Origin of the sequence: Agrococcus sp. Marseille-P2731 (assembly GCF_900117395.1) — a bacterium.
GTDB lineage: Bacteria > Actinomycetota > Actinomycetes > Actinomycetales > Microbacteriaceae > Agrococcus.
Genome location: NZ_FPEG01000001.1, coordinates 123,078 through 147,427, shown reverse-complemented (window position 1 = coordinate 147,427; position 24,350 = coordinate 123,078). Strand labels below are relative to the sequence as shown.

The following is a 24,350-nucleotide window of genomic DNA, read 5'->3' as shown; positions in this document are numbered from 1 at the left end:
GAGGCGAGCGTGGCCGGGCCGGGCGAGACGAGCCGGGCGTGATCGTCGGGCTCGGTGTCGACGTCGTCGACCTCGCGCGCTTCGAGCGCGCCATCACGCGCACGCCGCGCCTGCGCGAGCGACTCTTCGCGCGCGAGGAGCTGCTCGCCGACGGTCAACCGCGCTCGCTCGCGTCGCTCGGCGCTCGCTTCGCCGCCAAGGAGGCGGCGCAGAAGGCGATCGGCACCGCCGCGGGTGCGCGCTGGGTCGACTACGTCGTCCTGCAGGCCGCCGACGGCAAGCCCTCGCTCGAGCTGCGCGGAGCGGCCGCTGAGCGCGCGGCAGCCATCGGCGCGACGCGGCTGCACGTCTCGATGAGCCACGACGCCGGCGTCGCGACCGCGACCGTCATCGCGGAGTCCTGATGCGCATCGACATCGACAGCGCGGCGATCGCCGCGAACGTCCGCACGCTCGCCGCGCGCTTCGGCGTGCCCGTCTGCGGCGTCGTGAAGGCAGACGGATACGGACACGGCATGGTGCGCGCGGCCGAGGCGATGCTGGATGGCGGTGCTGCGATGCTCGGCGTCGTCGACCTCGCGGAGGCGCTCTCGCTGCGGCGCGCCGGCATCGACGCGCCCGTGCTCGCCTGGCTGCACGGTGCGCGCACCGACTTCTCGCTCGCCGCCGCGCACGACATCGAGGTCGCGGTCTCGTCGCTCGCGCAGCTCGAGGCCGCCGCGGGCGCGGGCGCCCCGGTCCACCTGAAGCTGGACACCGGGCTCGGCCGCAACGGCGTGGCACGCGGCGATCGCGCCGCGGTGCTCGCGCGCGCGATCGAGCTCGCGCGCGCCGGTGCGCGCATCCGGGGCATCATGTCGCACCTCGCGGGCACCTCGCGAGAGGCCGACCTGGCGCAGCTGGCCGACTTCGCGGCGGCGCTCGTGGAGGCCGCACCCATCGGGGCCCTGACGCGCCACCTGGCGAACTCGCAGGGCGCCCTGGCGCTGCCGGAGGCCCGCTTCGACATGGTGCGGCTCGGCATGGCGGCCTACGGCATCGATCCCGACGGCCCGGGCGCTGGCGACGGATCGGCAGCTGCGGCGCTCGGGCTGGTGCCGGCCATGCGCGTCGCGGCGCGCTTCACCAGCGGCATCGCCGCGATCGGGCTCGACGACGGACTGCTGCCCGCGCCGGGCGCACCGGTGCTCGTCGCGGGCGAGGCGGCGCGCGTCGTCGCGATCGAGGCGGGCCGGCTGCGCATCGAGCCACCACGGTCGGGCGACGGGGTGCTGTGGGGCGACCCGGCCGAGGGGGAGCCGAGCGCCGACGCGTGGGCGCTGGCCGCGGGCACCATCGGCTACGAGACGGTCACGCGGATGGGCGCGGTGCGGCGATTCGACGCCGACGAGCGGGTGGCGGAGCAGCTCGCGGTGCCGACCCCCGATGCGAGCGCGCCACGCCGCGTGCTCGAGCTGGGGCTCGACGGGACGCCGCAGCGGCTGCGCGGAGAGGTCGTGGGCGTCAAGCGCGTGGAGGCGGGTTTGGCCGTCTCGTACGGCGGGGAGTACGTCACCGATCGACCGACGAGCCTCGCGCTCGTGGCGCTCGGCTACGCCGACGGGGTCGCCCGCGCTACGACCGGGCGCTCGGTGATGCTGCGCGGCGAGGCGCTGCCGATCTGCGGTCGCGTGGCGATGGATCAGCTCGTGCTCGACCTCGGCGACCACGACGCCGCCGTCGGCGATCCCGTGGAGCTCGCGCACGCGTCCGCCCCCGAGCTCACCGGCATGCTCGGTGCGCGCGTGGCGGTCGAGCTGGCCGGCTCGGTGCCTGACGCGGATGCGATGGAGGCGCTCGGCGCGAGGCTCGGCCGAGGCCTGCGCGCGGGCGACGCCGTGCTGCTCATCGGGTCGCTCGGCGCAGGCAAGACCACGCTCACGCGCGGCATCGGCGCGGCGCTCGGTGCGCGCGGCACCGTGCAGAGCCCGACCTTCGTGCTCGCGCGCACCCACCGCACGGCGGCCGGGCCCGACCTGCAGCACGTCGACGCCTACCGGCTGCTCGCCGATGCCGACGACGAGGCCGAGCTCGACGACCTCGACCTCGACCTCGACGGCGCGATCACCGTCGCCGAGTGGGGCGCGCCGCTCGAGCACGCGCTCGAGTCATGGCTGCGGGTCGAGATCGATCGGGGTACCCCTGCGGGAGGCGACGCGGACGACGACCCGGATGCGCTCGAGTCGCCGCGCGCCGTGCGCATCAGCGGGCACGGGCCAGGGTGGCCGGCGGCGCGCGTGCGTGCGCTCGCGAGCGCGACGGCATCGGCACCTGCTGCGCAGGCAGAGGAGGGAACGGCATGACCGATCGGCCCTTGATCCTCGCGATCGACACCTCGCTCGGCACCTCGGTGGCCGTGGTCGACGGCGAGGCGATCGTCTTCCGCGAGCATGCCGCCGACACCCGTCGGCACGCCGAGCACCTCGGTGGCATGCTCGCCCGCGCGCTCGAGGGTCGACGCGCGTCGATCGGACTGGTCGTCGCAGGCATGGGGCCCGGCGCCTTCACGGGGCTGCGCGTGGGCATCGCTGCCGCGCGGGCCGCCGCGCTCGGTCTCGGCGTGCCGTGCCGGGGCATCGCGAGCCACGCCGGCGTCACGAGGGGCAGCGCCCAGGTGACGACGGATGTGCGGCGTCGCGAGCGCGCGTGGAGCATCGTGCTCGACGGGCTCGTCGTCGATGGCCCCTTCCTCGCCGCCGCCGACGCGGTGCCGCCGCCCGCGCAGGCCGGCGCGAGCGGTGCGCACGCCGACCTCGAGCGCATCGACGCGGACGCGGTGGACGCCGCGCTGCTCGCCCTCGCCGCATCCCGCGGAGCGGCCGAGGTCGTCCAGGCGCTCTACCTGCGCGAGGCCGACGCGGTGCCGTCGGCCCGCCAGAAGCGGGTGAGCCAGACGTGACCGACGGGACCCCCGCGATCAGGACTGCCGGCGCATCCGACCTCGACGCCATCATGGGGCTGGAGCACGCCGCCTTCGGCCCGAGCGCCTGGGAGCGCGAGACGATGCGCGCCGAGATCGCGAGCGAGTGGGGCCGCTACGTGCTCGCCGAGGACGCCGAAGGACGGGCGCTCGGCTACGCGGGGCTGCGCGCCGTCGGCGTGGAGGGCGACATCCAGACGATCGCGGTGGCGGCCGAGGCGCGCGGGCGCGGCATCGGGCGCGCGCTGCTGGCCGAGCTGCTGGCCGAGGCCGAGCGCCGCGGAGTGCGCGAGCTGTTCCTCGAGGTGCGCGCCGACAACCCGACGGCTCGTGCGCTGTACGCCTCGGTCGGCTTCGCAGAGATCGGCGTGCGGGCGCGCTACTACCAGCCGGAGGACGTGGATGCGGTGGTCATGAAGCGGGAGGCGGAGCGATGAGCTGGGCGAGCGCGGGTCGGGGGAGCGAGGCGCCGGTGGTGCTCGGCATCGAGACGAGCTGCGACGAGACCGGTGTCGGCATCGTGCGCGGCACCGAGATGCTCGCCAACCGCATCGCGTCGTCGATGGAGCTGCACGCCCGGTTCGGGGGCGTGGTGCCAGAGATCGCCGCCCGCGCGCACCTGGAGGCGATGGAGCCGACGATCCGCGCGGCGCTCGACGACGCATCCCTCACCCTCGACGACATCGACGCGATCGCCGTCACGGCAGGGCCCGGGCTCGCTGGCGCGCTCATGGTCGGCATCGGCGCGGCCAAGGGCCTCGCGACCGCTCGCGAGCTGCCGCTCTACGGCGTCAACCACCTGGTCGGCCACGTCGCGGCCGACGTGCTCTCGGGCGAGCCGCTGGCGCTGCCGACGATCGCGCTGCTCGTCTCCGGCGGCCACACCTCGCTGCTGCTGGTGCGCGACCTCGCCGGCGATGTCGAGCTGCTGGGGGAGACGATCGACGACGCGGCTGGCGAGGCGTTCGACAAGACGGCGCGGCTGCTCGGGCTCAGCTACCCGGGCGGGCCCTCGATCGACGCGGCGGCAGTCGGCGGCGATCCCGCGGCGATCGCCTTCCCGCGCGGGCTGACGGCGCCGAAGGATCGCGCCAAGCACCGCTTCAACTTCTCCTTCTCGGGGCTCAAGACCTCGGTCGCCCGCCACGTCGAACGAGCGGAGGCGGCGGGCATCCAGCTGCCGATCGCCGATGTCGCCGCGAGCTTCCGGGAAGCGGTCGTCGACGTGCTCGTGGCGAAGGCGCTCGACGCCTGCGCCGAGCACGGCATCCCGCGCCTGCTGCTGGGTGGCGGAGTGGTGGCGAACCGGCGCCTGCGCGAGGTCGCTGCCGAGCGCTGCGCCGCGGCGGGCGTGACGCTGCGCATCCCGCCGCTCCAGCTGTGCACCGACAACGGCGCGATGATCGCCGCTGTCGGTGCGATGCTCGTCGCTCGCGGCGACGCCCCGAGCCTGCCCGGCTTCGCCGCCGAGTCGACCCTCGAGGCGAGCGTCGTGCAGGTCACGGGCTGAGTCGGATGCCCAGGTCGGCCTGGCAGGATCGGAGTGGGATCGCGAGCCACCGGCCGCGCCCAGTTCGCCAGCGACACCAGCGACGCCAGGGAGGCACGGCATGAACGCGACCGCATACCCCCAGCAGGGGTGGAGCGCTCCGCAGCAGGGCCAGCCCGCCTTCCCGCCCCGGCCCGCCTTCGCGCAGCCGCCTGCCTGGAGCGCGCCGACGCATCCGGGACCGAAGACCAACCTGATGGCGCTGCTCGCGATCGGCGCCGCCGCCGCCGGCACCACGGTGCTGCTCGGGCTCGGGTCGATCGCGGCGATCGTGCTGGGCTGCATCGCGCTCGCGCAGATCAAGCGCACGGGCGACGACGGCAAGCTGCTCGCGATCTGGGGGATCGTGCTCGGCGGGGTGACCTTGGTCGCGCTGCTCGCGATGATCGTGCTCGGGGTGAGCGCCTTCGCGTCGTTCGTGCAGAGCCTGCCTGGCTTCTGACGCTCCCTCAGATCTCAGCCTTCCGCCGCCTGCCGGGCGGTACGGTGGGTGCGCGCATCCGCGCTTCGCAAGGAGGATCCCGTGAGCGACCAGTTCCCGCCTGCCGACGACCGCTTCCGTCGGCCCGATCAGCCCGAGCAGGACGGCGCCCAGAGCGGCGATGCCCAGCACGGGGATGCCCAGCAGCCCGCCGCAGACTTCGGTCAGGCGCCGACCGCCGACTTCGGTCAGCAGGCCGAGCAGGCGCCGTCGTTCGGTCAGGCGCACGAGGCTCCCGCCGCGAGCTTCAGCGACCAGCAGGCGCCCGCGTTCGGGCAGCAGCAGGATACGCCCTCGTACGGCCAGCAGGCTGATGCGCCGTCGTATGGGCAGCAGGGCAGCGCGCCGTCATACGGCCAGCAGGCTGACGCCCCGTCATATGGTCAGCAGGCCGGCGCCGAGCAGCCCTATGGGCAGCAGACCGGATATGGACAGAGCGCGCAGAGCCAGAGCGCTCCCTCCTACGGTCAGCAGGCTGGATACGGTCAGCAGGCGAGCCAGGGCCAGGATCCCTACGCACAGCAGCAGCCCTACGGTCAGCAGCAGCCCTATGGCCAGCAGCAGGCGTACGGCCAGCCGCAGGCGAGCGCCCCGGCTGATGCCGGCTATGGTCAGCAGTCCCATGGCCAGGCGAGCGCTCCGGCTGATGCCGGCTATGGCCAGCAGGCCTACGGCCAGGCGAGCGCTCCGGCTGACGCCGGCTACGGCCAGCAGGCGTACGGCCAGCAGGCCTACGGGCAGCCGCCCGCCTACGGCCAGCAGGCGCAGCAGCAGTACGGCGACGCGAACGCGGGCGGCTACGGCCAGCAGACGGGCTACGCGCAGGCGCCGTACGGCCAGCCGGGCGAGAAGAAGCTCAAGAGCATCACGATCTGGTCGATGGTGCTGACCGGCCTCGGCGTCCTGCTCACGTTCGTCTTCGGGCTCGGCTTCCTGCCGGCGGCCGCGGGCTCGATCCTCGGCTTCGTCGCGATGAAGAAGAACCCCGAGGCGAAGCCCTGGCCGCTGATCCTGGGCATCGTGGGTGCGATCGCGGCGGTCGCCTCGCTGGCGCTGTTCATCTTCAACGTCTCGAGCGTCATCGCCTGGATCCAGTACGCGGGACTGTGATCCGGTGATGACGGATGGCGCGACGGCGCCCGATCCCACCGGGTCGGGTGCCGTCGCGCACAAGGCATGGAGCACCGTCACCTGGGCCTCGGTGCTCTTCTCGGCGCTGGGGCTCCTCTTCGCCTTCGCGAGCGGGCTCGGCCTTCCAGCGGCGATCGCGGGCATCGCCTGCGGTGCCGTGGCGCTCCGCCGCGACCGCCAGGCGCGGCCATGGCCGCTGATCGCGACCATCATCGGCGCCGTCGCGACGGTCATCGCCGTCGTGCACCTGATCATCGCCGCGAACATCTGGCTGCCGCAGCTGCTCGCAGCCTGAGCGCGCCCGAGCTGCAGCGATCACCGCGAGGCCCACGCAAACTTCAGCCGCACGCCGTTGATCGCCAAGATCGAGTACCGGACGCCGTTGTACGTTGCGATGGACGTTGCGCTCGGAGCTCGGAGCGCACTCGTGCGGGCGAGAGGCTGTCGGGCCCGTCTCGACAGTGCGCCGCTTGAACCGAACTCACTGCTGTGAGAGCAAGGCCTTGAACCTAGGGTGTTTGGCAGCAGTGTCGCGCTGCTTCGCATCTCGCGGCCACTCTGCAAAGCCTGAGGTGTTCCAGCATGCGCAAGAAACCCTCGATCGCTGGCGATAGGCCCGGTCGGCGCTGTCGGGTGCGAGTGCCAGCGACCTCCTGATGCTGCCAGGACATCTACCGTGGCGGGTTACGCGAGGTCTTTGACTAACGGAGCGTAGTCAGAACCTCACGATGGCACCTCGTTGATGCGCCTGCACCATGGTCGACTGACAACACTACCCATGCTGTTCTTGCTGGTCACATGGTGGCGACGCTCGCCCTCTCGCGCCTCAGTAAGCCCCATCGAAACCGCAGTAGTCGTCACTTACGACGGCCGAGCATCGCTGTGTCGTACAAGCCTCTGAGCTGAGCGAGGCGGAACCACCAAATCCACTAGGCCGGCCATGTCCAAGCCGCGTCACCGCTGAAGACCTGACGGAGGCGACCTCAAGGCGAGACAGTTCCCCTCCGACAGGCAGCAGGAAGGGGTCAGGCGGGCACGGGTCAGGCGGGTAAGTTCACGACTTGACGCAGGTGTACGGAAGTGGCCCTAACACCCAAACAGGTGACGTGTCTCCGTTGATCTTGATGCACCCGATACCGCTAGCCTTCTGAATTTTGGCGGCAGTCACGAATCTCGCGTACGCGTCTAGGCAGGTGGCAAACAATGCGCCCCTCACAGCCGGGGGCAGGAACTTGAAGGCGCCGCATGAGGCCGCGAAGTCGATAGCGGGCCCGTAGCCCCCGTTGGCTAGTGCCACAGTCTCCGATCGTGTCCATTTGATCTCAAAGTTGTTCGTGTTGTTTGTCCACACGAAATGCGGATCGGCGACTACCGGGAACGCAGTGTCAGCCTGCAGCTCCACGTGTTGGGTAAGGTTGTCTCCGTCGACAGAGTAATGTGTATCGAGGGGAGTTCCGTTGGCGTCGATTGCCCACGGCTGCTCGACTTGCCCGATGATGAGTGCGCCCACTTCATCTCCCGCAAGACCGACTTCGACTGAGCCGTCTTCGGCCTCGAACAGCACCGCGCCTTCAAATGTGTACTGCAGGCGATCGAGAGCGCTCGAATTGTCGAGCACCGAAGTCATGCGCACGCTAGATTCCGTCGCTTCAGTCACCTGATCGATTGCGAGCTCGTCACTCTGGCTGACCGAGGCACCGGAGTTCAGGTCAAATTCCGCGTCACTCGCGGCTGCAATCGGCGTGGCAACCACTATCTCGGTTGGAGCGGCACCGTAGTCCAAGCCGATAGTTACTGATTCGTGATCCGACGTGACGCTGACGTCGGAGCCTGCAGTGACAGAGGAACTCTGGCTTTCGCCCGCGGCGCCATCCAATCGTTCGTCGAACGGCACAACGTCCCAAAGTGAAGGAGCGACCGCGTGGACGGCCTCGATCGACGAGAGGACTGAGTCCGCCTCAGGAAAGATGGGTGTCGGCAATAAGGCTAAGCTCGCGGACAGTGGCAGGACCAGAAGAGGTGTTGCTCTCATGACGTCAACTCCGTTGCTACGTTGCTAGGGGATCAAAGGCAAGCAGAGCCTGTGCTGTGATGCAATAGGCGTGACAATCGGGCAACAAGCGTCCGTGTTACGGCACCCGGTCGGCGAGCACGGCCCGGTGCCGCCCGCTGATGCGGGTGGCGAAGAGCGTCGCCCGCTCGGAGCCCGCGAGCTTCAACCGCTTCCGGAACGCGGCCGGGTCGATGTCGGCCCCCCGCTTCTTGATCTCGAGCTCGCCGATGCCGAGCTCGCGCAGCCGCCGCGCGATGCCGCGCTCGTCGAGCGGCAGCGTCTCGCGCACGCGGAAGGCCTGCGCGAGCGGCGTCGTGACGTGCGCCGGCCCGCTCAGATAGGCGATGCCCTCGCTCACGCCCGTCGCGCCCAGCCGCTCTGCGAGCGCACCGATCAGCTCTGCCCTGATCACCGCCCCCGCCGGCTCGTACAGGAACGCGCCCAGCTCGCCCGGTTCGGGGTGCGAGGGGTCGCCCGTCAGCTCCGCCGCGCCGGCGTCGCTCAGCACCAGCGCGCTGCGGGCCACGCCCGCGCGCGCGAGCCGCCCCGTCCACACCACGGCCTCGACGGTCTCGAGCCCGTCCATGACCCACTGGTGCTCCGCATCCGCAGGCAGCAGCGCCCGATCGATGCCGGGCGCCAGCTTGATGCCGGCCGGCTGCTCCGTCGCGCGCGCGAACACCGCGTCGAGCGCGGGCGACCAGTCGCCGGGGTCGCTCAGCCGCTTCCGCTCGTCGCGGCGGGCGGGGTCGAACCACAGGGCCTCGACGTCGACTGCGGTCTCGAGGGCATCCCCGTGCACCACGGATGCGTTCCACGGCGCCAGGTTGTACGACGCGACCGCCGCGGTCACCTCGTCGCGCTCGACCGCCGTGACCTCGAGCCCGAGCGTCGCGAACGCGAGCGCGTCGGCGCCGATGCCGCAGCCCAGGTCGGCGACCGACGCGATGCCGGCCTCGCGCATCCGCCCCGCATGGTGCGCGGCGACGCGCAGCCGCGTCGCCTGCTCGAGGCCCGCCTCGGTGAAGAGCATGCCGCTCGCGAACTCGCCGAACTTCGCGCGGGCGCGGCGGCGCAGTCGCAGCTGCGTGAGCACGGCGGCCACGAGCTGGGCGTCGTGACCCTCCGCCCGCAGGCGCGAGACGGCGCGCACGACGTCGTCGCGCCCCTCGATGCCATCGCCATCGCCCGCCTCGACGCGCTCGAGCAGCGCGAGCCCCTCGGTCGACAGCAGCAGTCGCAGGGCATCGGCATCCATGGCTCCAGTCAAGCACCGCGCGAACCGGACGCCGATGGCCGCCGGAGGTCCGCCGGAGGCGAACGGCTGGCACTCATGTTGACCGAGTGCCAATCGAGCGCCTAGGCTTGGGGTGTTGTCCGGCCCGTCCGGACGGACCCCAAAGTCTGACAGAAAGAGGCAACCGTGTCGGTTTCCATCAAGCCGCTCGAGGACCGCATCGTCATCCAGCAGGTCGAGGCTGAGACGACCACTGCAAGCGGTCTCGTCATCCCTGACACCGCCAAGGAGAAGCCCCAGGAGGGCGAAGTCGTCGCCGTCGGCCCCGGCCGCATCGACGACAACGGCAACCGCGTCCCGATGGACGTGTCGGTCGGCGACCGGGTGCTCTACTCGAAGTACGGCGGCACCGAGATCAAGTACGGCGCCGACGAGTACCTGGTGCTCTCGGCGCGCGACGTGCTCGCCATCGTGGAGCGCTGACGCACCACTGACGCACTGGCGGCTCCCCTGCACAGGGGAGCCGCCTTCGCATCTTCCAGGGAGGGATGATGGGGCAGCTCGCTCGCGCCGGTCTCGGCTATGCGCTGTTCGCCTACTTCGTCTGGGGCCTCCTCCCCATCTACCTGCAGCTCACCCGCGGCATCGAGGGGTTCGAGCTCATCGGCTGGCGCGTCATCTCGTCGGTCGTGGTCGCCTTCGCGCTCGTCGCCATGACGCGCGGCTGGGCACGCATGCGCCAGGTGCTCCGCAGCCGCCGCGACACCTGGACGCTCGTGGCCGCCGGCCACGCGGTGCTCGTCAACTGGACGGCCTTCGTCATCGGGGTGCTCTCCGACCGCGTGCTCGAGACGAGCCTTGGCTACTTCCTGAACCCGCTCGTGAGCGTCGTGCTCGCCGTCATCTTCCTCGGGGAGCGCCTGCGGGTGCTGCAGTGGATCGCGGTGGGCCTCGGCGCAGTCGGGGTCGGCGTCATGATCGTCGGCTACGGCGAGGTGCCGTGGGTCGGCCTGCTCGTGGCGTTCTCGTTCGGCACCTACGGCCTCATCAAGAAGCGCGTCGGGGGTTCGGTGGATGCGCTGTCGGGCTTCACGATCGAGACCGTCGCGGTGCTGCCCGCCTCCCTGGCGATGATGGCCTTCGCCTTCGCAGCCCACGGGGTGACGCTGGGTGCGAACGGGCTCACGGGCATCCTGGGCGCCGCCGGCTTCGGCGTCGTCACCGCGGTGCCGCTGCTGGCCTTCGCGGCCGCGACCCGTCGCATCCCGCTCACCTGGGTCGCCTTCACGCAGTACCTCGCACCGAGCATGACGTTCCTGTTCGGTGCCTTCGTCATGCACGAGCCGATGCCGCTCGAGCGGTGGATCGGCTTCGCGTGCGTGTGGGCGTCGGTGCTGCTGGTCTCGTCCGACCTCCTCGGCCGCCAGCTCCGTCGGCACCGGCCGATCCCGCCTGCTGCCTGAGCGCATCCGCCGTCATGCCCCGGGTATGGCGGGGGGCGTTTGACGCAAGACCGTTACAAGGTCGTGACGCGGAACGGCAGAAAAGTGGGCCTTCCTCGCCTACTGTTGCAACAACGCACGCGCCAGCGTGCATCCATGCAACTGAGGAGCACAATGCAGTCCTTCATTCGCACCAAGGGGCGCAGCCCCCGCAGGCTCGCGGCGCTCGGCGCAGCGACCGCGGGTGTGCTGCTGCTCGCCGCCTGCAGCGGTGGCGGCACCCCGGCGCCGTCCGAGTCGACCGGCGCCTCCGAGAGCGCTCCCGCTGAAGGCGGCGGCGAGACCGACACGAGCCTGGTCATCGGCACGATCCTGCCGCAGACGGGCAACCTCGAGTACCTCGGCCCGCCCGAGTTCGCCGGTGTCGACCTCGCGGTGCAGGAGCTCGAGGAGGCAGGTCTCGAGTTCGAGATCACGCTCGAGCACCGTGACTCCGGTGACACCACGACCGACATCGCCACGCAGTCGGCGGACGAGCTGATCGGTCTCGGCGCCGACGCCATCATCGGCGCGGCATCGTCGGGCGTCTCGCTCACGTTCATCGACCGCCTGATCGACGCGCAGGTCGTGCAGATCTCGCCCGCGAACACGGCCTCCGACTTCATCGAGTACGAGGACGACGGGTTCTACTGGCGCACCGCTCCGAACGACGCGCTCCAGGGCCGCGTGCTCGCGAACCAGATCCTCGCCAACGGTGCGACCTCGGTCGGCTTCATCACGCTCAACGACCCGTACGGCACGGGCCTCGAGGGCTACGTGACCGACACCTTCGTGGAGAACGGCGGCGAGGTCACGGGCAGCGTGCTCTACAACCCGGGCGACTCGAACTTCTCGGGCCAGGTGGCCGACCTCGTCTCTGGCAACCCCGACGCGATCGCGATCCTCGCCTTCGCCGAGACGGCGCAGATCCTGCCGGAGCTCATCACGAACGGCTTCCCCGGCACGGGGATGTACTTCGTTGACGGCAACCTGTCGAACAGCTACACGACGCTCGCCCCCGGCGCGCTCGAGGGCGCGTACGGCACCCTGCCGGGCAACACGGCCGAGGATGACTTCCGTGAGCGCCTGCTCGCGATCAACCCCGACCTCGACGACTTCTCGTACGCTCCCGAGTCGTACGACGCCGTCGTGCTGGCAGCGCTCGCCGCTGTGCAGGGCGGCAGCGCCGACGCGATCACCATCCGCGACAACCTGCAGTCGGTCTCTGCCGAGGGTGAGAAGTGCACGACGATCGCCGACTGCCTCGAGCTGATCGAGGCTGGCGAGGACATCGACTACGACGGCTACTCCGGCCCCATCACCTTCGATGAGAACGGCGACCCGTCGGAGGCGTACATCGGCATCTACCAGTACGGCGCCGACAACACCTACTCGCTCGTGACGACGGAGTTCGGCTCGCTCGTCGAGTGACCTGACGCATCACACCGAGGAGGGCCCCGCTGCGGCGGGGCCCTCTTCGCGTGTGCCCGCTGGTCGAGGAGGCCGCGCGCGCAGCGCGCTGCCGTCCTTCCGCTGGTCGAGGAGGCCGCGCGCGCAGCGCGCTGCCGTCCTTCCGCTGGTCGAGGAGGCCGCGCGCGCAGCGCGCTGTCATCCTTCCGCTGGTCGAGGAGGCCGCGCGCGCAGCGCGCTGCCGTCACGAGACCAAGCAGCGCGGGCCCCTCCGAGGAGAGGCCCGCGCTGCTGTGCCCGGCTAGACGCCCGCTGGCGGCTGCACCGTCGGCTGCGACTCGGTGCGAGCCTTCTCCTCGACGTCGGTCGCGAGGGTGCCGAGGTAGAGCTGGATCACCTTCGGGTCGTTGAGCATCTCGCGGCCCGTGCCCGTGTACGCATCCGTGCCCTGATCGAGGACGTACGCCCGGTGCGAGATCTGCAGGCAGCGGCGCGCGTTCTGCTCGACCATCACGATGGTCACGCCGTGGCTGTTGATCTCGGCGACGCGCAGGAAGGTCTCGTCCTGCCGCACCGGGCTGAGGCCGGCGCTCGGCTCGTCGAGCAGCAGCACCGCGGGGTCCATCATGAGGGCGCGGCCCATCGCGACCATCTGGCGCTCACCGCCCGAGAGGCTGCCCGCGCGCTGCTTGCGCCGCTTCACGAGCTCGGGGAAGAGGCCGCCGACGAACTCGAAGCGCTCCCGGAACAGCTTGGGCTGCTGGAAGAGCCCCATCTCGAGGTTCTCCTCGATGGTGAGGGATGGGAAGACGTTGTTGTTCTGCGGCACCATGCCGACGCCCTTGCCGACCAGCCGGTCGGCCTTCAGCCCCGTGATCTCCTCGCCGTGCAGCAGCACGCTGCCCTCGCGGATGCCGACCTGGCCGAAGACCGCCTTCAGCAGCGTCGACTTGCCCGCGCCGTTCGGGCCGATGATGCCGATCAGGTCGCCCTGGTTGGCGACGATCGAGCAGCCGTTCAGGATGTTCACGCCAGGCAGGTAGCCCGCGACAAGGTCCTTCGTCTCGAGCACTGGGGTGGGGGTCATCGCTCATCCTCTCGGTCGGTCGAGCGCGCGGTGGGAGCAGCGTCGTCCTGAGCGTCGGCCCGTGCCTCGGCGGGGGCGGATGCATCGGGGTCGATCGGCACCTCTTCCTCCGCGTCCTCGTGGATCTGCGCCACCTGCTGGTTGGTCAGCGTGCCCAGGTCGGTGTCGTGGTGCGCACCGAGGTAGGCGTCGACGACCGCCTGGTTCTGCATGATCGTCTCGGGCGGGCCCTCTGCGACGACCTTGCCCTCCGCCATCACGATCACCCAGTCGGAGATGTGACGGACCATGTGCATGTCGTGCTCGACGAACAGCACGGTCATCCCGTCGTCCTTCAGGCCTCGCACGTGGTCGAGCAGCGACTGCGTGAGGGCCGGGTTGACACCGGCCATCGGCTCATCGAGCATCACGAGCGTCGGGTCGCTCATGAGCGCCCGCGCCATCTCGAGCAGCTTGCGCTGGCCGCCGGAGAGCGACGCGGCGTAGTCCTCGCGCTTCGCATCCAGCTTGAAGCGCGCGAGCAGCGCGTCGGCCTTCTCGATGTTCGCCTGCTCCTGCGCCTTCCACAGCGGCTTGATGAGTGCCGCGAAGATGCCCTCGCCGCGCTGGTCGCGCGCGCCGAGCAGCATGTTCTGCAGCACCGTCAGGCGACCGAGCGACTTCGTCAGCTGGAAGGTTCGCACCATGCCGCGGCGCGCCACCTTGTGGCTGGGCACGTGCGCGAGCGACTGTCCCTCGAACGACCAGGTGCCCTTGTTGGGCCGGTCGAAGCCGGTGAGCAGGTTGAAGAACGTGGTCTTCCCGGCGCCGTTCGGTCCGATGAGCGCGGTGATCCTGCCGCGCGGGATCTCGACGTGCGCGACGTCGACGGCGGTCAGGCCGCCGAACTGCCGGATCACGCCGTCTGCGACGACGATCGGATCGACCTTCGCGCATCCGGGGCCGACCTGGCCGTCGACGAGGGGATGGGTGGCGGGCGGTGTCGCCTGCGGGGTGGCCGTCTCAGACATTGAACGACAGCTCCTTCTTGTTGCCGAGGATGCCCTGTGGTCTGAAGATCACGAGCGCCATGAGGGCGAGTCCGACGATCACGAAGCGCAGCTGGCCGGCCTGCGAGCCGGAGATGTCGCCGAAGACGCCCATCGAGTGCAGGCCGTTGATGACGCCGCCGGTGAACGAGAGCAGCACCCAGAAGAGGATGGAGCCCAGCACCGGGCCGAAGACGGTCGCTGCACCGCCCAGCAGCAGCGCGGTCCAGATGTAGAACGTCATCGTGGTCGCGAAGTTGTCGGGCTGCACGGCTCGCGGCAGCACGTAGAGCACGCCGGCGAGCGCACCCATGGTGCCGCCGAGCACGAGCGCCTGCATCTTGTAGCTGTAGACGTTCTTGCCGAGCGAGCGCACGGCATCCTCGTCCTCGCGGATGCCCTTGATGACGCGGCCCCACGGGCTGCGCATGAGCAGCCAGACGAGGATGAGCGCGACGACGACGATCGACCAGGCGATGATGCGCACCCAGGTGTCGTAGGCGGTCGCCGTCCACGGGCCGAAGCCGTAGGTGGTGCCGGTGAGCGGGTTGAGGGCGGTGATGTCGCCCTTGTAGCTCTGGCCCGTCAGGCCCTGCGAGCCGCCGGTGATCTCCGTCAGGTCCTGCGTGCGGACGGTGAAGCGGATGATCTCGGCCGCCGCGATCGTCACGATGGCGAGGTAGTCGCCGCGCAGCCGCAGGGTCGGGATGCCGAGGATCAGTCCGAAGATCACCGCGGCGACGATCGCGACGAGGATCGCCGAGACGAACGACAGCCAGACGGGCCAGCCGAGCGTGGCGGTCGGGTCGACCATCATCGTGAAGATCGCGAAGGCGTAGGCGCCGACGGCCATGAACCCGGCCTGGCCGAAGTTCAGCAGGCCGGAGTAGCCGAAGTGGATGTTCAGCCCGATGGTCGCCAATGCGAAGGCGGCCGTGGTGGGGGAGAGGATCTCGCCCGCGGCGTTGTTCAGGATCGCGAGGAAGTCCATGTCAACCAATCCTTTCCCGGCGACCGAGGATGCCTTGCGGTCGGAAGAGCAGCACGAGGATGAGCAGCAGCAGCGCGACGGCGTAGCGCAGGTCAGGTGCGATGAAGAGCGTCGAGAACTCGGTCACGAGGCCCACGAAGACGGCGCCGACGAGCGCGCCGAATGCGCTGCCGAGCCCGCCGAGGGTGACGCTGGCGAACAGCAGCAGCAGGATGGTGAAGCCCATGTCCCACTTGATGTTGCCGCCGATGAAGTAGGTGTAAAGGATGCCGGCGCCGCCGGTCAGCAGGCCCGCGAGCACCCAGACGATGCGGATCACGCGGTCGACGTCGATGCCGGAGGCCGAGGCGAGGCTCGCGTTGTCGCTCACCGCGCGCGTGGCCTTGCCGATGCGCGTGCGGGTGAGGAACCAGCCGACGGCGAGCAGGACCACGGCCGCGATCGCCGTGCTCACGATGTTCGACGTCGTCATCGCGACCGGTCCCACCTGGACGACCGGGCCGCGGTCGACGGCCAGGCCCTCGGTGCCGCCTCCGATGAGGAATTGGAAGAAGTAGCGCAGCGCGATCGACAGGCCGATCGTCACGATCAGCACCTGCACGAGGCCGACTCGGCGCCGGCGCAGCGGCTTGAAGATCGCCCAGTCGTGGAACCAGCCGAAGACGGCGGAGGCGACGAGGGTGACGATCACCGCGATCCAGGCGGGCCAGGCCATCAGGGTCGTGGTGGCGTAGAAGATGACGCCGCCGAAGGTCAGCAGCTCGCCGTGCGCGAAGTTGTTCACGCCCGTGGTGCCGAAGATCAGCGTGATGCCGATGGCCGCGAGCGCGAGCAGGAGGCCGAAGCTGAGGCCGGAGATCAGTCGCGCGAGCACCTGAGCCCCGAAGTCGTTGCTCGAGGCGCCTGCGCCTGCGCCGGTGGGCTCGGACCCGGGCGGCGGGGTGGTGCCCTCGCCGCCGGTGTCGCCGCCCGCACCCTCGCTCGGGGCGGGAGCCGGGGAGCCGAAGGGGAACAGCACGCCCTGCGAGGTCGACGTCGCGATCGTGAGCTCTCGGCTCTCGAACGAGGGATCGCGGAGCGTGACGCCCTCGGGCAGCGTCGCGGTGTCGATCGACACCGTGTAGGTGCCCTGCTCGGGGACCCCGACCATCCAGCGTCCGTCTTCGCCGGTCGCGACCGTCTCGTCGACGCCGTTGCCCGAGACCGTGATCTCGACGCCCTCGATCGGCTCCTGGCCGTCCTTGACGATGCCGTTGAAGTTGAAGGGAGCCGGCTGCTCCGTCAGCGCGAGGTCTGCGGCGTTGGCCGCGACTGCTCCACCGCCGACCATGCCGAGGACAGCGAGAGCGACCGCGATCGCTCGCCGCAGCCCTCTCCGTCGAGGTCTGCTGGACGTCTTCACATGTCCTCCATGTCAGGGGGGCAGCACTGCCCTGGGAATGCCGCGTGCACCGTGCCCGTTACATCGGTGGTGCCACAGTAGCGGCCACGGCGGGCGGCTCAGGCCCGATCGGGCGACAACTGAGCCGAATTCACCGGGTTGGCGCGGGACCGTTACCGAATAGATACGATGGAGGCGATGGAAATGCGCAATCCGTTCGGACCTGTTGGACTCACCTACGACGACGTCATGCTGCTGCCGGGCCGCACGGACGTGATCCCGAGCGAGGCCGACACCGGCACGCGGCTCTCGCGCCGCATCCGCCTGTCCATCCCGCTCGTCTCGAGCGCCATGGACACCGTGACCGAGGATCGCATGGCGATCGCGATGGCGAGGCAGGGCGGCATCGGCATCGTGCACCGCAACCTCTCCATCGCCGACCAGGCCTCGATCGTCGATCGCGTCAAGCGCTCGGAGTCGGGCATGATCACCGACCCGGTGACGACGCACGCGGATGCGACGATCGAAGAGGTCGACCGCATCTGCGGCGAGTTCAAGGTCTCCGGCCTGCCGGTCGTCGACGAGGAGGGCGTGCTCGTCGGCATCGTCACCAACCGCGACATGCGGTTCGTGCCGCGCGAGGAGTTCGCGACGACGCTCGTGCGCGACGTGATGACGCCGTCGCCGCTGAAGACGGCGCGCGTCGGGATCTCGCGCGAGGAGGCCTTCAAGCTCTTCGAGCAGACGAAGCTCGAGAAGCTGCCGCTCATCGACGAGCAGGGGCGCCTCGGCGGCCTCATGACCGTGAAGGACTTCGACAAGGTCGAGCAGTACCCGAACGCGACGAAGGATGCGCACGGTCGCCTGCGCGTCGGCGCGGCGATCGGCTTCTTCGGCGACGCCTTCGAGCGCGCGGAGGCGCTCGCGGAGGCCGGTGTCGACGTCATCGTCGTCGACACCGCCAACGGCGAGAGCCAGGGCGTGCTCGACATGGTCGCGAAGCTCAAGGGCGACGCGCGCTTCGAGGAGATCGACATCATCGGCGGCAACGTCGCGACGTACGAGGGCGCGGCTGCGCTGATCGAGGCGGGTGTCGACGCGGTGAAGGTCGGCGTCGGGCCGGGTTCGATCTGCACCACGCGCGTCGTCTCCGGCGTGGGCGTGCCGCAGGTCACGGCCATCTACGACGCCGCGCGCGCCGCGCACGACGCGGGCACCGACATCCCGATCATCGCCGACGGCGGCCTGCAGTACTCGGGCGACATCGCGAAGGCGCTCGTCGCCGGTGGCTCGTCGGTGATGCTCGGATCGCTGCTCGCCGGCACGAACGAGAGCCCCGGCGACCTGGTGCTCGTCAACGGCAAGCAGTTCAAGACCTACCGCGGCATGGGCTCGCTCGGCGCGATGCAGACCCGCGGCAAGAAGACCTCCTACTCGCGCGACCGCTACTTCCAGGCGGATGTGCCGAGCGACGAGCAGCTGATCGCCGAGGGCATCGAGGGCCAGGTGCCCTATCGCGGCCCGCTCGGCACGGTCGCCTACCAGCTCGTCGGCGGCCTGCGCCAGTCGATGTTCTACACCGGCGCGCGCACGATCGAGGAGCTGCAGCAGAAGGGCCGCTTCGTGCAGATCACCGCAGCGGGCCTCAAGGAGTCGCACCCGCACGACATCCAGATGGTGGTCGAGGCGCCGAACTACCGCCGCTGAGCGCGCTGCTCGGGAGCGTCCCGGAGATCTTCTCTCCCTCCGCCCACCCAACGGGATAGTCCACGCGGAAGGCCGCTGAGCCGGAGATCTTCCGGGCGTGAACGCGAGCACGAGCGCCAGCAACTGTCGCGCTGAGCCGCCGCTCTGCGCACGCCCGCACCACGTCTCGTCGTCACCGCGCTGGCCTCTTGCACTCCGCTCAGACGCGATATAGCGTGTGTCGCACAAGACGCGATATATCGCGAGCGGTGGCGCCGGGTCGCCGCGACGATCCGAGGAGCGACCATGGAGCAGCAGTGGGGAAGCGGCGAGGCTGAGGGCGTCGACGCATCGGAGAGCGCGAAGCCGCGCAGCGCCTCTGGGGCGGCGGCATCGGGCGCCGACAGCATCACCGAGCGCTGGACGATCGGCGAGGGCGAGAGCCGCGTGATCGACATCGACGCGGTGCGGGCGCTGCGCGTCGGCATCGTCGGCGGCAGCGTCGACATCATCGGCCACGACGAGCCGACCGCGCGCGTCGAGGTGCACCGCGTCGAAGGGCGCGACCTCACGGTGACGCTCGAGCAGGGGCGCCTCTCGATCTCGCACCCGAAGGTCAGCTGGGACGACGTGTGGGAATCGGTGAAGGCCCTGGTGGGCGTCCGCGCCCGGGTCGAGCTGAGCATCGTCGTGCCCAGGCAGGTGGCGCTCTCGCTGGGCCAGGTGGGCGCATCCGCCCTCGTCACCGGGCTGCGCGATCGCGCGAGCCTGGGCACCGTCTCGGGTGCGATCCAGGTCGAGTCGCACACGGGCGACCTCGACCTGAACACCGTCTCGGGCGACATCGAGGTCTCGGGCGGCGCCGGCCGGCTCTCGGTGCACGGCGTCTCGGCGAGCGTCACCGCCTCCGGGGCACTGGAGGCGATCGGCATCGACACCGTCAGCGGCGACGTGCTGCTCGACGTGCACGGCTCGCCCCGCAGCATCTCGGCCAACTCGGTCTCGGGCGACGTCACCGTGCGCATCGACGCCGGCCAGGGCGTGCGCGCGACCACGCGCACGGTCTCCGGGCGCGGGGCCATCGCAGGCGTCGCGATGCCCAAGCGCGGCGGGCGCGAGGTCGTCGACGGTGCGAACGCCTTCGACTTCAGTGCCAGCACGGTCTCTGGCGACATCACGGTCGTGCGGAGGGGCGAGTGACACCCGTCTTCGGTCACGGCGCGCTGCGCCTCTACCTGCTGAGCCTGCTCGCCGAGGCCCCGCGGCACGGCTACGAGCTCATGCAGGCGCTCGAGCACCGCTTCGGCGGCACCTACTCGCCGAGCGCGGGCACCATCTACCCGCGGCTGTCGAAGCTCGAGGAGGAGGGCCTCCTCACCAAGGCGGTCGACGGGCGCAAGACCACGTACGCGATCACCGAGGCGGGCCGCGCCGAGCTGCGCGCCCGCGAGGGCGAGCTGCACTCGCTCGAGGCCGAGATCACGGATTCGGTGCGGCGCCTGGCCTCGGATGTCCGGGCGGGCGTGAAGTCGGCCATGCAGGCCCTGCGCGCAGACCTGGCGGCGGCGGAGCGCGATGCTCGATCGAGCGCGCGACCCGCGACGCCGAGCGCGTCGCGTCCCCCGGCGCCCGAGACCACTGCGGCTGCGGAGTGGGCGGAGCAGGCGGAGCAGGCGGAGTGGGCGGAGCCGGCGACGCGACCGGAGGAGCTGGAGTGGGCGGCGGGACCCGAGTGGCCGGCGGCGCCTGGGGCGCCATCGGCACCGGATGCGTCATCTGCGCAGAGTGCGTCACCGGCTCCGAAGGCGGCGGCGCGGATGGCGGTGCACGACATCGACCTGGCGCTCAGCGACTTCCGGCAGCAGGTGCGCGAGGCGGTGCGTCGGGAGCGTGCCGAGCACATGACCCCGGCGAAGGCGGCGACGGTGCGGCAGGAGCTCGAGGCGGCCCTGCTGCGCATCAAGAGCCTGTTCTGAGCCTGTCGACGAGCCTGTCGACGCCGCTCGCGTGTGGACAGTCTGAGCGGCGGCCGGGCGAGGCGGCGATAGGCTGACACCGTGACGGAGATCGAGATCGGCCGCAGCAAGCGCGCCCGCACGGGCTATGGCTTCGACGACATCAGCATCGTCCCCTCGCGCCGCACGCGCGACAGCGACCTGGTGTCCCTGCAGTGGCAGATCGATGCGTTCAAGTTCGAGATCCCCGTGATGGGCGCACCGACCGACTCGGTCATGAGCCCCTCGACCGCGATCGCGCTCGGCAAGGCCGGGGGCCTGGGTGTCCTCAACCTCGAGGGCGTCTGGACGCGCTACGACGACCCCGAGCCGCTGCTCGCCGAGATCGCGGCGCTCCCCGCTGTCGAGGCGACCGGCCGCATGCGCGAGATCTACGCCGAGCCGATCAAGCCTGAGCTCATCCGCGACCGCCTCGCGCAGGTGCGCGACGCGGGCGTGGTCGTCTCCGGGAGCCTCAGCCCGCAAGCCGTGCAGCAGCACTACGAGACCGTGCTCGCCGCTGGCGTCGACCTCATGGTGATCCGCGGCGCGACGGTCAGCGCCGAGCACGTCTCGGCCGAGGCGGGCACCCCCCTCAACCTCAAGCAGTTCATCTACGAGCTCGACGTGCCGGTCGTCGTCGGCGGCGTCGTGACCTACACGGCGGCACTCCACCTCATGCGCACCGGTGCGGCGGGCGTGCTCGTAGGGTTCGGCGGCGGAGCAGCCTCGACCAGCGAGCGCGTGCTCGGGGTCGCAGCTCCGATGGCGACCGCGGTCAGCGACGTCGCCGCCGCGCGCCGCGACTACCTCGACGAGTCCGGCGGCCGCTACGTCCACGTCATCGCCGACGGTTCGCTCGGCACCTCCGGTCAGGTCGTGAAGTCGCTCGCGTGCGGCGCCGACGGCGTGATGCTCGGCACCGCCCTCGCGCGAGCGACGGACGCGCCTGGCCGCGGTTGGCACTGGGGCCCCGAGGCGCACAACCAGAAGCTGCCGCGCGGCAACCGCGTGCAGGTCGACCAGGTCGGCCCGCTCGATGTGGTGCTGAACGGTCCGTCGCCCGTCGCTGACGGCACGGCGAACATCATGGGCGCGCTGCGCAAGGCCATGTCGACGACCGGCTACAAGGATCTCAAGGAGTTCCAGCGGATCGACGTGGTCGTCGAGGCGAACCCCCCGCGCTAGACCGCCCACGCCGGGCGGCGCATTGAAGGAGGATCCATGGCTGAGACCACCAACAACGTGAGCCGGTCGAGGAAGCTCGGCCCTGAGGAGCGCGCGGCAGCGATCGCCAGCATGCGCGACCGCGAGGTCGACGTGCTCGTGATCGGCGGCGGCATCGTCGGTGCCGGCGCAGCGCTCGACGCGGTCACGCGCGGCCTGCGCGTCGGACTCATCGAGGCGCGCGACTTCGCCTCCGGCACCTCGAGCCGCTCGTCGAAGCTCATCCATGGCGGCATCCGCTACCTCGAGCAGCTGAACTTCGGCCTCGTGCGCGAGGCGCTGCTCGAGCGTGGCCTGCTGCTGCAGCGGCTCGCTCCGCATCTGGTGAAGCCCGTCAAGTTCCTCTACCCGCTCACCACGCCGGTCGTCGAGCGCGCCTACATCGGCGCAGGCATGGCGATGTACGACGCCTTCAGCTACACGGGCTTCATGCGGCCGGGAGTGCCGATGCATCGGCACCTGTCCAAGAAGCAGATGCTGAAGCAGATCCCCTCGCTCGACCCCAACGCGCTCGTCGGCGGGCTCACCTACTACGACGGGCAGGTCGACGACGCGCGCTACGTCGCTGAGCTCGCGCGCACGGCCTCGTTCTACGGTGCGCACGTCGCGAGCCGCGTGCGCGCCGAGGGCTTCCTCAAGGTCGGCGAGCGCGTGGTCGGCGTGCAGGCGCACGACTACGAGACCGGCGAGCAGTTCGAGATCCGAGCGAAGCAGGTCGTGAACGCGACCGGTGTCTGGACGGGCGAGACGCAGGCGATGGTCGGGGAGCGCGGCGAGTTCAAGGTGCGCGCGTCCAAGGGCGTGCACCTCGTGGTGCCGCGCGACCGGTTCCACTCGGAGATGGGCCTGTTGCTGCGCACGGAGAAGAGCGTGCTCTTCGTCATCCCGTGGGGCCGCCACTGGATCCTCGGCACGACCGACACCGACTGGAACCTCGACCTGGCCCACCCCGCGGCGACCGCGGCAGACATCGACTACATCCTCGACCACGTCAACAGCGTGCTGGCCACGAAGCTGACGCGCGCCGACGTCGAAGGCGTCTACGCGGGCCTGCGTCCCCTGCTGGCCGCGGGCGACGGCTCGTCGACCGCGAACCTCTCGCGCGAGCACCACGTCTCGCACACCGTGCCGGGCCTCGTGCTCGTCGCGGGTGGCAAGTGGACGACGTACCGCGTCATGGCCAAGGACGCCATCGACGAGGCCGTCAGCGCCATGGACGGCAAGGTGCCGCAGTCGTGCACGGAGCAGATCCCGCTGCTCGGCGCGACCGGCTACCGCGCGGCGTGGAACAAGCGATCGAAGATCGCCCGCGCCTTCGGCCTGCACAAGCACCGCGTCGAGCACCTGCTGAACCGCTACGGCGTGCTGACCGACGAGCTGCTCGACATGATCCGCAACGATGAGACGCTCGCCGAGCCGCTGCCGGGCGCCGACGACTACATCGGCGCCGAGGTGCGCTACGCCTGCACCCACGAGGGCGCGCTCCACCTCGACGACGTGCTGGCTCGCCGCACGCGCATCTCGATCGAGGCTTGGGATCGCGGCGTGGCGGCTGCCCCCGTGGCCGCGCGCATCATGGCGGATGCGCTGGGCTGGGACGACGCGCGGGTCGAGAAGGAGATCAACACCTACAACAAGCGCGTCGCCGCCGAGCTGCAGAGCCAGGAGCTGCCCGACGACGAATCGGCGGACCGCGCGCGACTCGAGGCGCCCGAGATCGTGTCGCTGAACGCGCTGCCGACGGCAGACACGGTCGGCACGCGCCCCGAGCCGGCTGCCTGAGGCGACGGTAGGCTGGGGGTGCCCATGAGCACCCCCACGCCAACCTTCAAGCAGGTCGCGAGACGACCGCGCTGGATCGGCGTGCTCGCGCTCTGCCTGCTCGTCGCCGCCGTCTTCGCCCTGCTCGGCCAGTGGCAGATCGACCGCGCGGTCGAGCAGGGGCAGGCAGACGAGCGCGACACCGAGACCGCCGTGCCGCTCCGGTCGGTGGCGACGCCGGGCGAGCCGATGCTGTCGGATGCGGGAGGCCGCATGGTGACCGTGTCCGGTGACGACGTGGCGGCCGACTACCGCACGCTCGCCGGTCGCAACCAGGACGGCCGGCTCGGCTGGTGGGTCATCGGGCGCGTGCTCGTCGCGGAGCCGGACGGGCGCGACGCATCCCTCGCCGTCGCGCTGTCGTGGAGCGCGACCCAGGAGCGCGCCGACGCAGCGGTCGAGGCGCTGCGCGCCGACGCGGCCACCGTGGGTCAGGCCGAGCTCGGCGGGCGCTACATGCCGACGGAGGCGCCGACGCAGGGCGACGTGCGCGAGCGCGAGCGCGAAGCGATGTCGGTGGCTGCCCTCATCAACGAGTGGCAGGACTGGAACGGGCTCGTCTACAGCGGCTACCTCGTCTTCGACCCGACCGTCGTCGCCGAGGGTGGCGCGACGGTGCCGGGCGACGAGCCGATCGTGCACGAGCGCCCGGTGACCGACACCCAGCTCAACTGGCTCAACGTCTTCTACGCCGTCGAGTGGGTCGCCTTCATGGTGTTCGCGTTCTACCTCTGGTATCGCTTGGTGAAGGACGCGCTCGAGCGCGAGGTCGAGGCGATCGAGGACGCCGAGGCGGCAGCGGTCTGAGGCGCGTCGAGCCGCGCCGATAGACTGG

22 protein-coding genes and 1 pseudogene are annotated in these 24,350 nt (G+C 70.7%); 17 read left to right on the top strand and 6 right to left on the bottom strand.

The genetic code is table 11. The annotated features are described in order from the left end of the window. Window positions 1-38 precede the first annotated feature (38 nt). The 8 genes from BQ6202_RS00680 (at window position 39) to BQ6202_RS00645 (ending at window position 6,414) form a co-directional block, all read left to right on the top strand. A complete protein-coding gene (locus BQ6202_RS00680; protein ID WP_072312752.1) occupies window positions 39-404 on the top strand; it encodes a holo-ACP synthase in 366 nt (121 codons plus the stop codon). Next, a complete protein-coding gene (tsaE, locus tag BQ6202_RS15070; RefSeq protein ID WP_072312751.1) occupies window positions 404-2,341 on the top strand; it encodes a tRNA (adenosine(37)-N6)-threonylcarbamoyltransferase complex ATPase subunit type 1 TsaE in 1,938 nt (645 codons plus the stop codon). The genes BQ6202_RS00680 and tsaE overlap by 1 nt, the downstream gene beginning before the upstream one ends. Beyond that, window positions 2,338-2,937 (top strand): tRNA (adenosine(37)-N6)-threonylcarbamoyltransferase complex dimerization subunit type 1 TsaB, encoded by a 600-nt coding sequence (gene tsaB / locus BQ6202_RS15065; protein ID WP_234946082.1) that lies wholly within the window; start codon window positions 2,338-2,340, stop codon window positions 2,935-2,937. The genes tsaE and tsaB overlap by 4 nt, the downstream gene beginning before the upstream one ends. Continuing rightward, a complete protein-coding gene (rimI, locus tag BQ6202_RS15060) occupies window positions 2,934-3,395 on the top strand; it encodes a ribosomal protein S18-alanine N-acetyltransferase (protein ID WP_327021576.1) in 462 nt (153 codons plus the stop codon). Before tsaB ends, rimI begins: the two co-directional genes overlap by 4 nt. After that, on the top strand, window positions 3,392-4,468 hold the full coding sequence (tsaD, locus tag BQ6202_RS00660; protein WP_072312750.1) for a tRNA (adenosine(37)-N6)-threonylcarbamoyltransferase complex transferase subunit TsaD: 1,077 nt from the start codon (window positions 3,392-3,394) through the stop codon (window positions 4,466-4,468). The genes rimI and tsaD overlap by 4 nt, the downstream gene beginning before the upstream one ends. A 100-nt stretch (window positions 4,469-4,568) precedes the next feature. After that, window positions 4,569-4,949, top strand: coding sequence for a DUF4190 domain-containing protein (locus BQ6202_RS00655; RefSeq protein ID WP_072312749.1), 381 nt, complete (start codon window positions 4,569-4,571; stop codon window positions 4,947-4,949). An 81-nt stretch (window positions 4,950-5,030) separates the two neighbouring features. After that, window positions 5,031-6,098 carry a hypothetical protein gene (locus tag BQ6202_RS00650; RefSeq protein ID WP_072312748.1) on the top strand — a complete coding sequence of 356 codons (1,068 nt, stop codon included), beginning with the start codon at window positions 5,031-5,033 and terminating at the stop codon, window positions 6,096-6,098. A 7-nt stretch (window positions 6,099-6,105) separates the two neighbouring features. Next, window positions 6,106-6,414: a hypothetical protein gene (locus tag BQ6202_RS00645; protein ID WP_072312747.1), complete on the top strand. Its 309-nt coding sequence runs from the start codon at window positions 6,106-6,108 to the stop codon at window positions 6,412-6,414. Between the two features lie 759 nt (window positions 6,415-7,173). Here BQ6202_RS00645 and BQ6202_RS14650 read toward each other — a convergent pair. Further along, entirely contained in the window at window positions 7,174-8,100 is a 927-nt protein-coding gene (locus BQ6202_RS14650) for a hypothetical protein (protein WP_143143604.1), read from the bottom strand. 148 nt (window positions 8,101-8,248) lie between these two features. After that, entirely contained in the window at window positions 8,249-9,430 is a 1,182-nt protein-coding gene (locus tag BQ6202_RS00635) for a class I SAM-dependent methyltransferase (protein ID WP_072312745.1), read from the bottom strand. 165 nt (window positions 9,431-9,595) lie between these two features. Between BQ6202_RS00635 and groES the strand changes: the two genes are divergently transcribed. The 3 genes from groES to BQ6202_RS00620 all read left to right on the top strand — a co-directional run bounded on the left by groES (window position 9,596) and on the right by BQ6202_RS00620 (window position 12,321). Further along, window positions 9,596-9,892, top strand: a complete 297-nt coding sequence (groES, locus tag BQ6202_RS00630) for a co-chaperone GroES (protein ID WP_072312744.1) — start codon at window positions 9,596-9,598, stop codon at window positions 9,890-9,892. Between the two features lie 68 nt (window positions 9,893-9,960). Further along, a complete protein-coding gene (rarD, locus tag BQ6202_RS00625; protein ID WP_159433605.1) occupies window positions 9,961-10,872 on the top strand; it encodes an EamA family transporter RarD in 912 nt (303 codons plus the stop codon). A gap of 153 nt (window positions 10,873-11,025) precedes the next feature. Next, window positions 11,026-12,321, top strand: coding sequence for an ABC transporter substrate-binding protein (locus tag BQ6202_RS00620; RefSeq protein ID WP_072312742.1), 1,296 nt, complete (start codon window positions 11,026-11,028; stop codon window positions 12,319-12,321). A 280-nt stretch (window positions 12,322-12,601) separates the two neighbouring features. Here BQ6202_RS00620 and BQ6202_RS00615 read toward each other — a convergent pair whose 3' ends face one another. The 4 genes from BQ6202_RS00615 to BQ6202_RS00600 are packed head-to-tail and all read right to left on the bottom strand — an operon-like array spanning window position 12,602 to window position 16,736. Next, window positions 12,602-13,387, bottom strand: a complete 786-nt coding sequence (locus BQ6202_RS00615; RefSeq protein ID WP_072312741.1) for an ABC transporter ATP-binding protein — start codon at window positions 13,385-13,387, stop codon at window positions 12,602-12,604. Then, on the bottom strand, window positions 13,384-14,397 hold the full coding sequence (locus BQ6202_RS00610) for an ABC transporter ATP-binding protein (RefSeq protein WP_072312740.1): 1,014 nt from the start codon (window positions 14,395-14,397) through the stop codon (window positions 13,384-13,386). The genes BQ6202_RS00615 and BQ6202_RS00610 overlap by 4 nt, the downstream gene beginning before the upstream one ends. Then, entirely contained in the window at window positions 14,390-15,406 is a 1,017-nt protein-coding gene (locus BQ6202_RS00605; protein ID WP_072312739.1) for a branched-chain amino acid ABC transporter permease, read from the bottom strand. Before BQ6202_RS00605 ends, BQ6202_RS00610 begins: the two co-directional genes overlap by 8 nt. Window position 15,407: 1 nt before the next feature. Next, a complete protein-coding gene (locus BQ6202_RS00600) occupies window positions 15,408-16,736 on the bottom strand; it encodes a branched-chain amino acid ABC transporter permease (protein WP_072312738.1) in 1,329 nt (442 codons plus the stop codon). 249 nt (window positions 16,737-16,985) lie between these two features. On the opposite strand from BQ6202_RS00600, the gene guaB reads away from it, so the two are divergent. The 6 genes and pseudogenes from guaB (at window position 16,986) to BQ6202_RS00570 (ending at window position 24,322) form a co-directional block, all read left to right on the top strand. Next, window positions 16,986-18,494, top strand: coding sequence for an IMP dehydrogenase (gene guaB, locus BQ6202_RS00595; RefSeq protein ID WP_072312737.1), 1,509 nt, complete (start codon window positions 16,986-16,988; stop codon window positions 18,492-18,494). 285 nt (window positions 18,495-18,779) lie between these two features. Next, window positions 18,780-19,673 carry a DUF4097 family beta strand repeat-containing protein gene (locus tag BQ6202_RS00590; RefSeq protein ID WP_083586785.1) on the top strand — a complete coding sequence of 298 codons (894 nt, stop codon included), beginning with the start codon at window positions 18,780-18,782 and terminating at the stop codon, window positions 19,671-19,673. After that, window positions 19,670-20,054: pseudogene (locus BQ6202_RS15055) on the top strand (PadR family transcriptional regulator); the annotation flags it as partial. The gene BQ6202_RS00590 and the pseudogene BQ6202_RS15055, both read left to right, overlap by 4 nt. Window positions 20,055-20,530: 476 nt before the next feature. After that, the gene (locus BQ6202_RS00580; protein WP_072312736.1) at window positions 20,531-21,655 is read left to right on the top strand and encodes a GuaB3 family IMP dehydrogenase-related protein; all 1,125 of its coding nucleotides are present in this window, start codon (window positions 20,531-20,533) and stop codon (window positions 21,653-21,655) included. A 36-nt stretch (window positions 21,656-21,691) separates the two neighbouring features. Further along, window positions 21,692-23,476: a glycerol-3-phosphate dehydrogenase/oxidase gene (locus BQ6202_RS00575; protein WP_072312735.1), complete on the top strand. Its 1,785-nt coding sequence runs from the start codon at window positions 21,692-21,694 to the stop codon at window positions 23,474-23,476. A 24-nt stretch (window positions 23,477-23,500) separates the two neighbouring features. Then, the gene (locus tag BQ6202_RS00570; RefSeq protein ID WP_072312734.1) at window positions 23,501-24,322 is read left to right on the top strand and encodes an SURF1 family cytochrome oxidase biogenesis protein; all 822 of its coding nucleotides are present in this window, start codon (window positions 23,501-23,503) and stop codon (window positions 24,320-24,322) included. The last annotated feature ends 28 nt before the right edge of the window (window positions 24,323-24,350 follow it).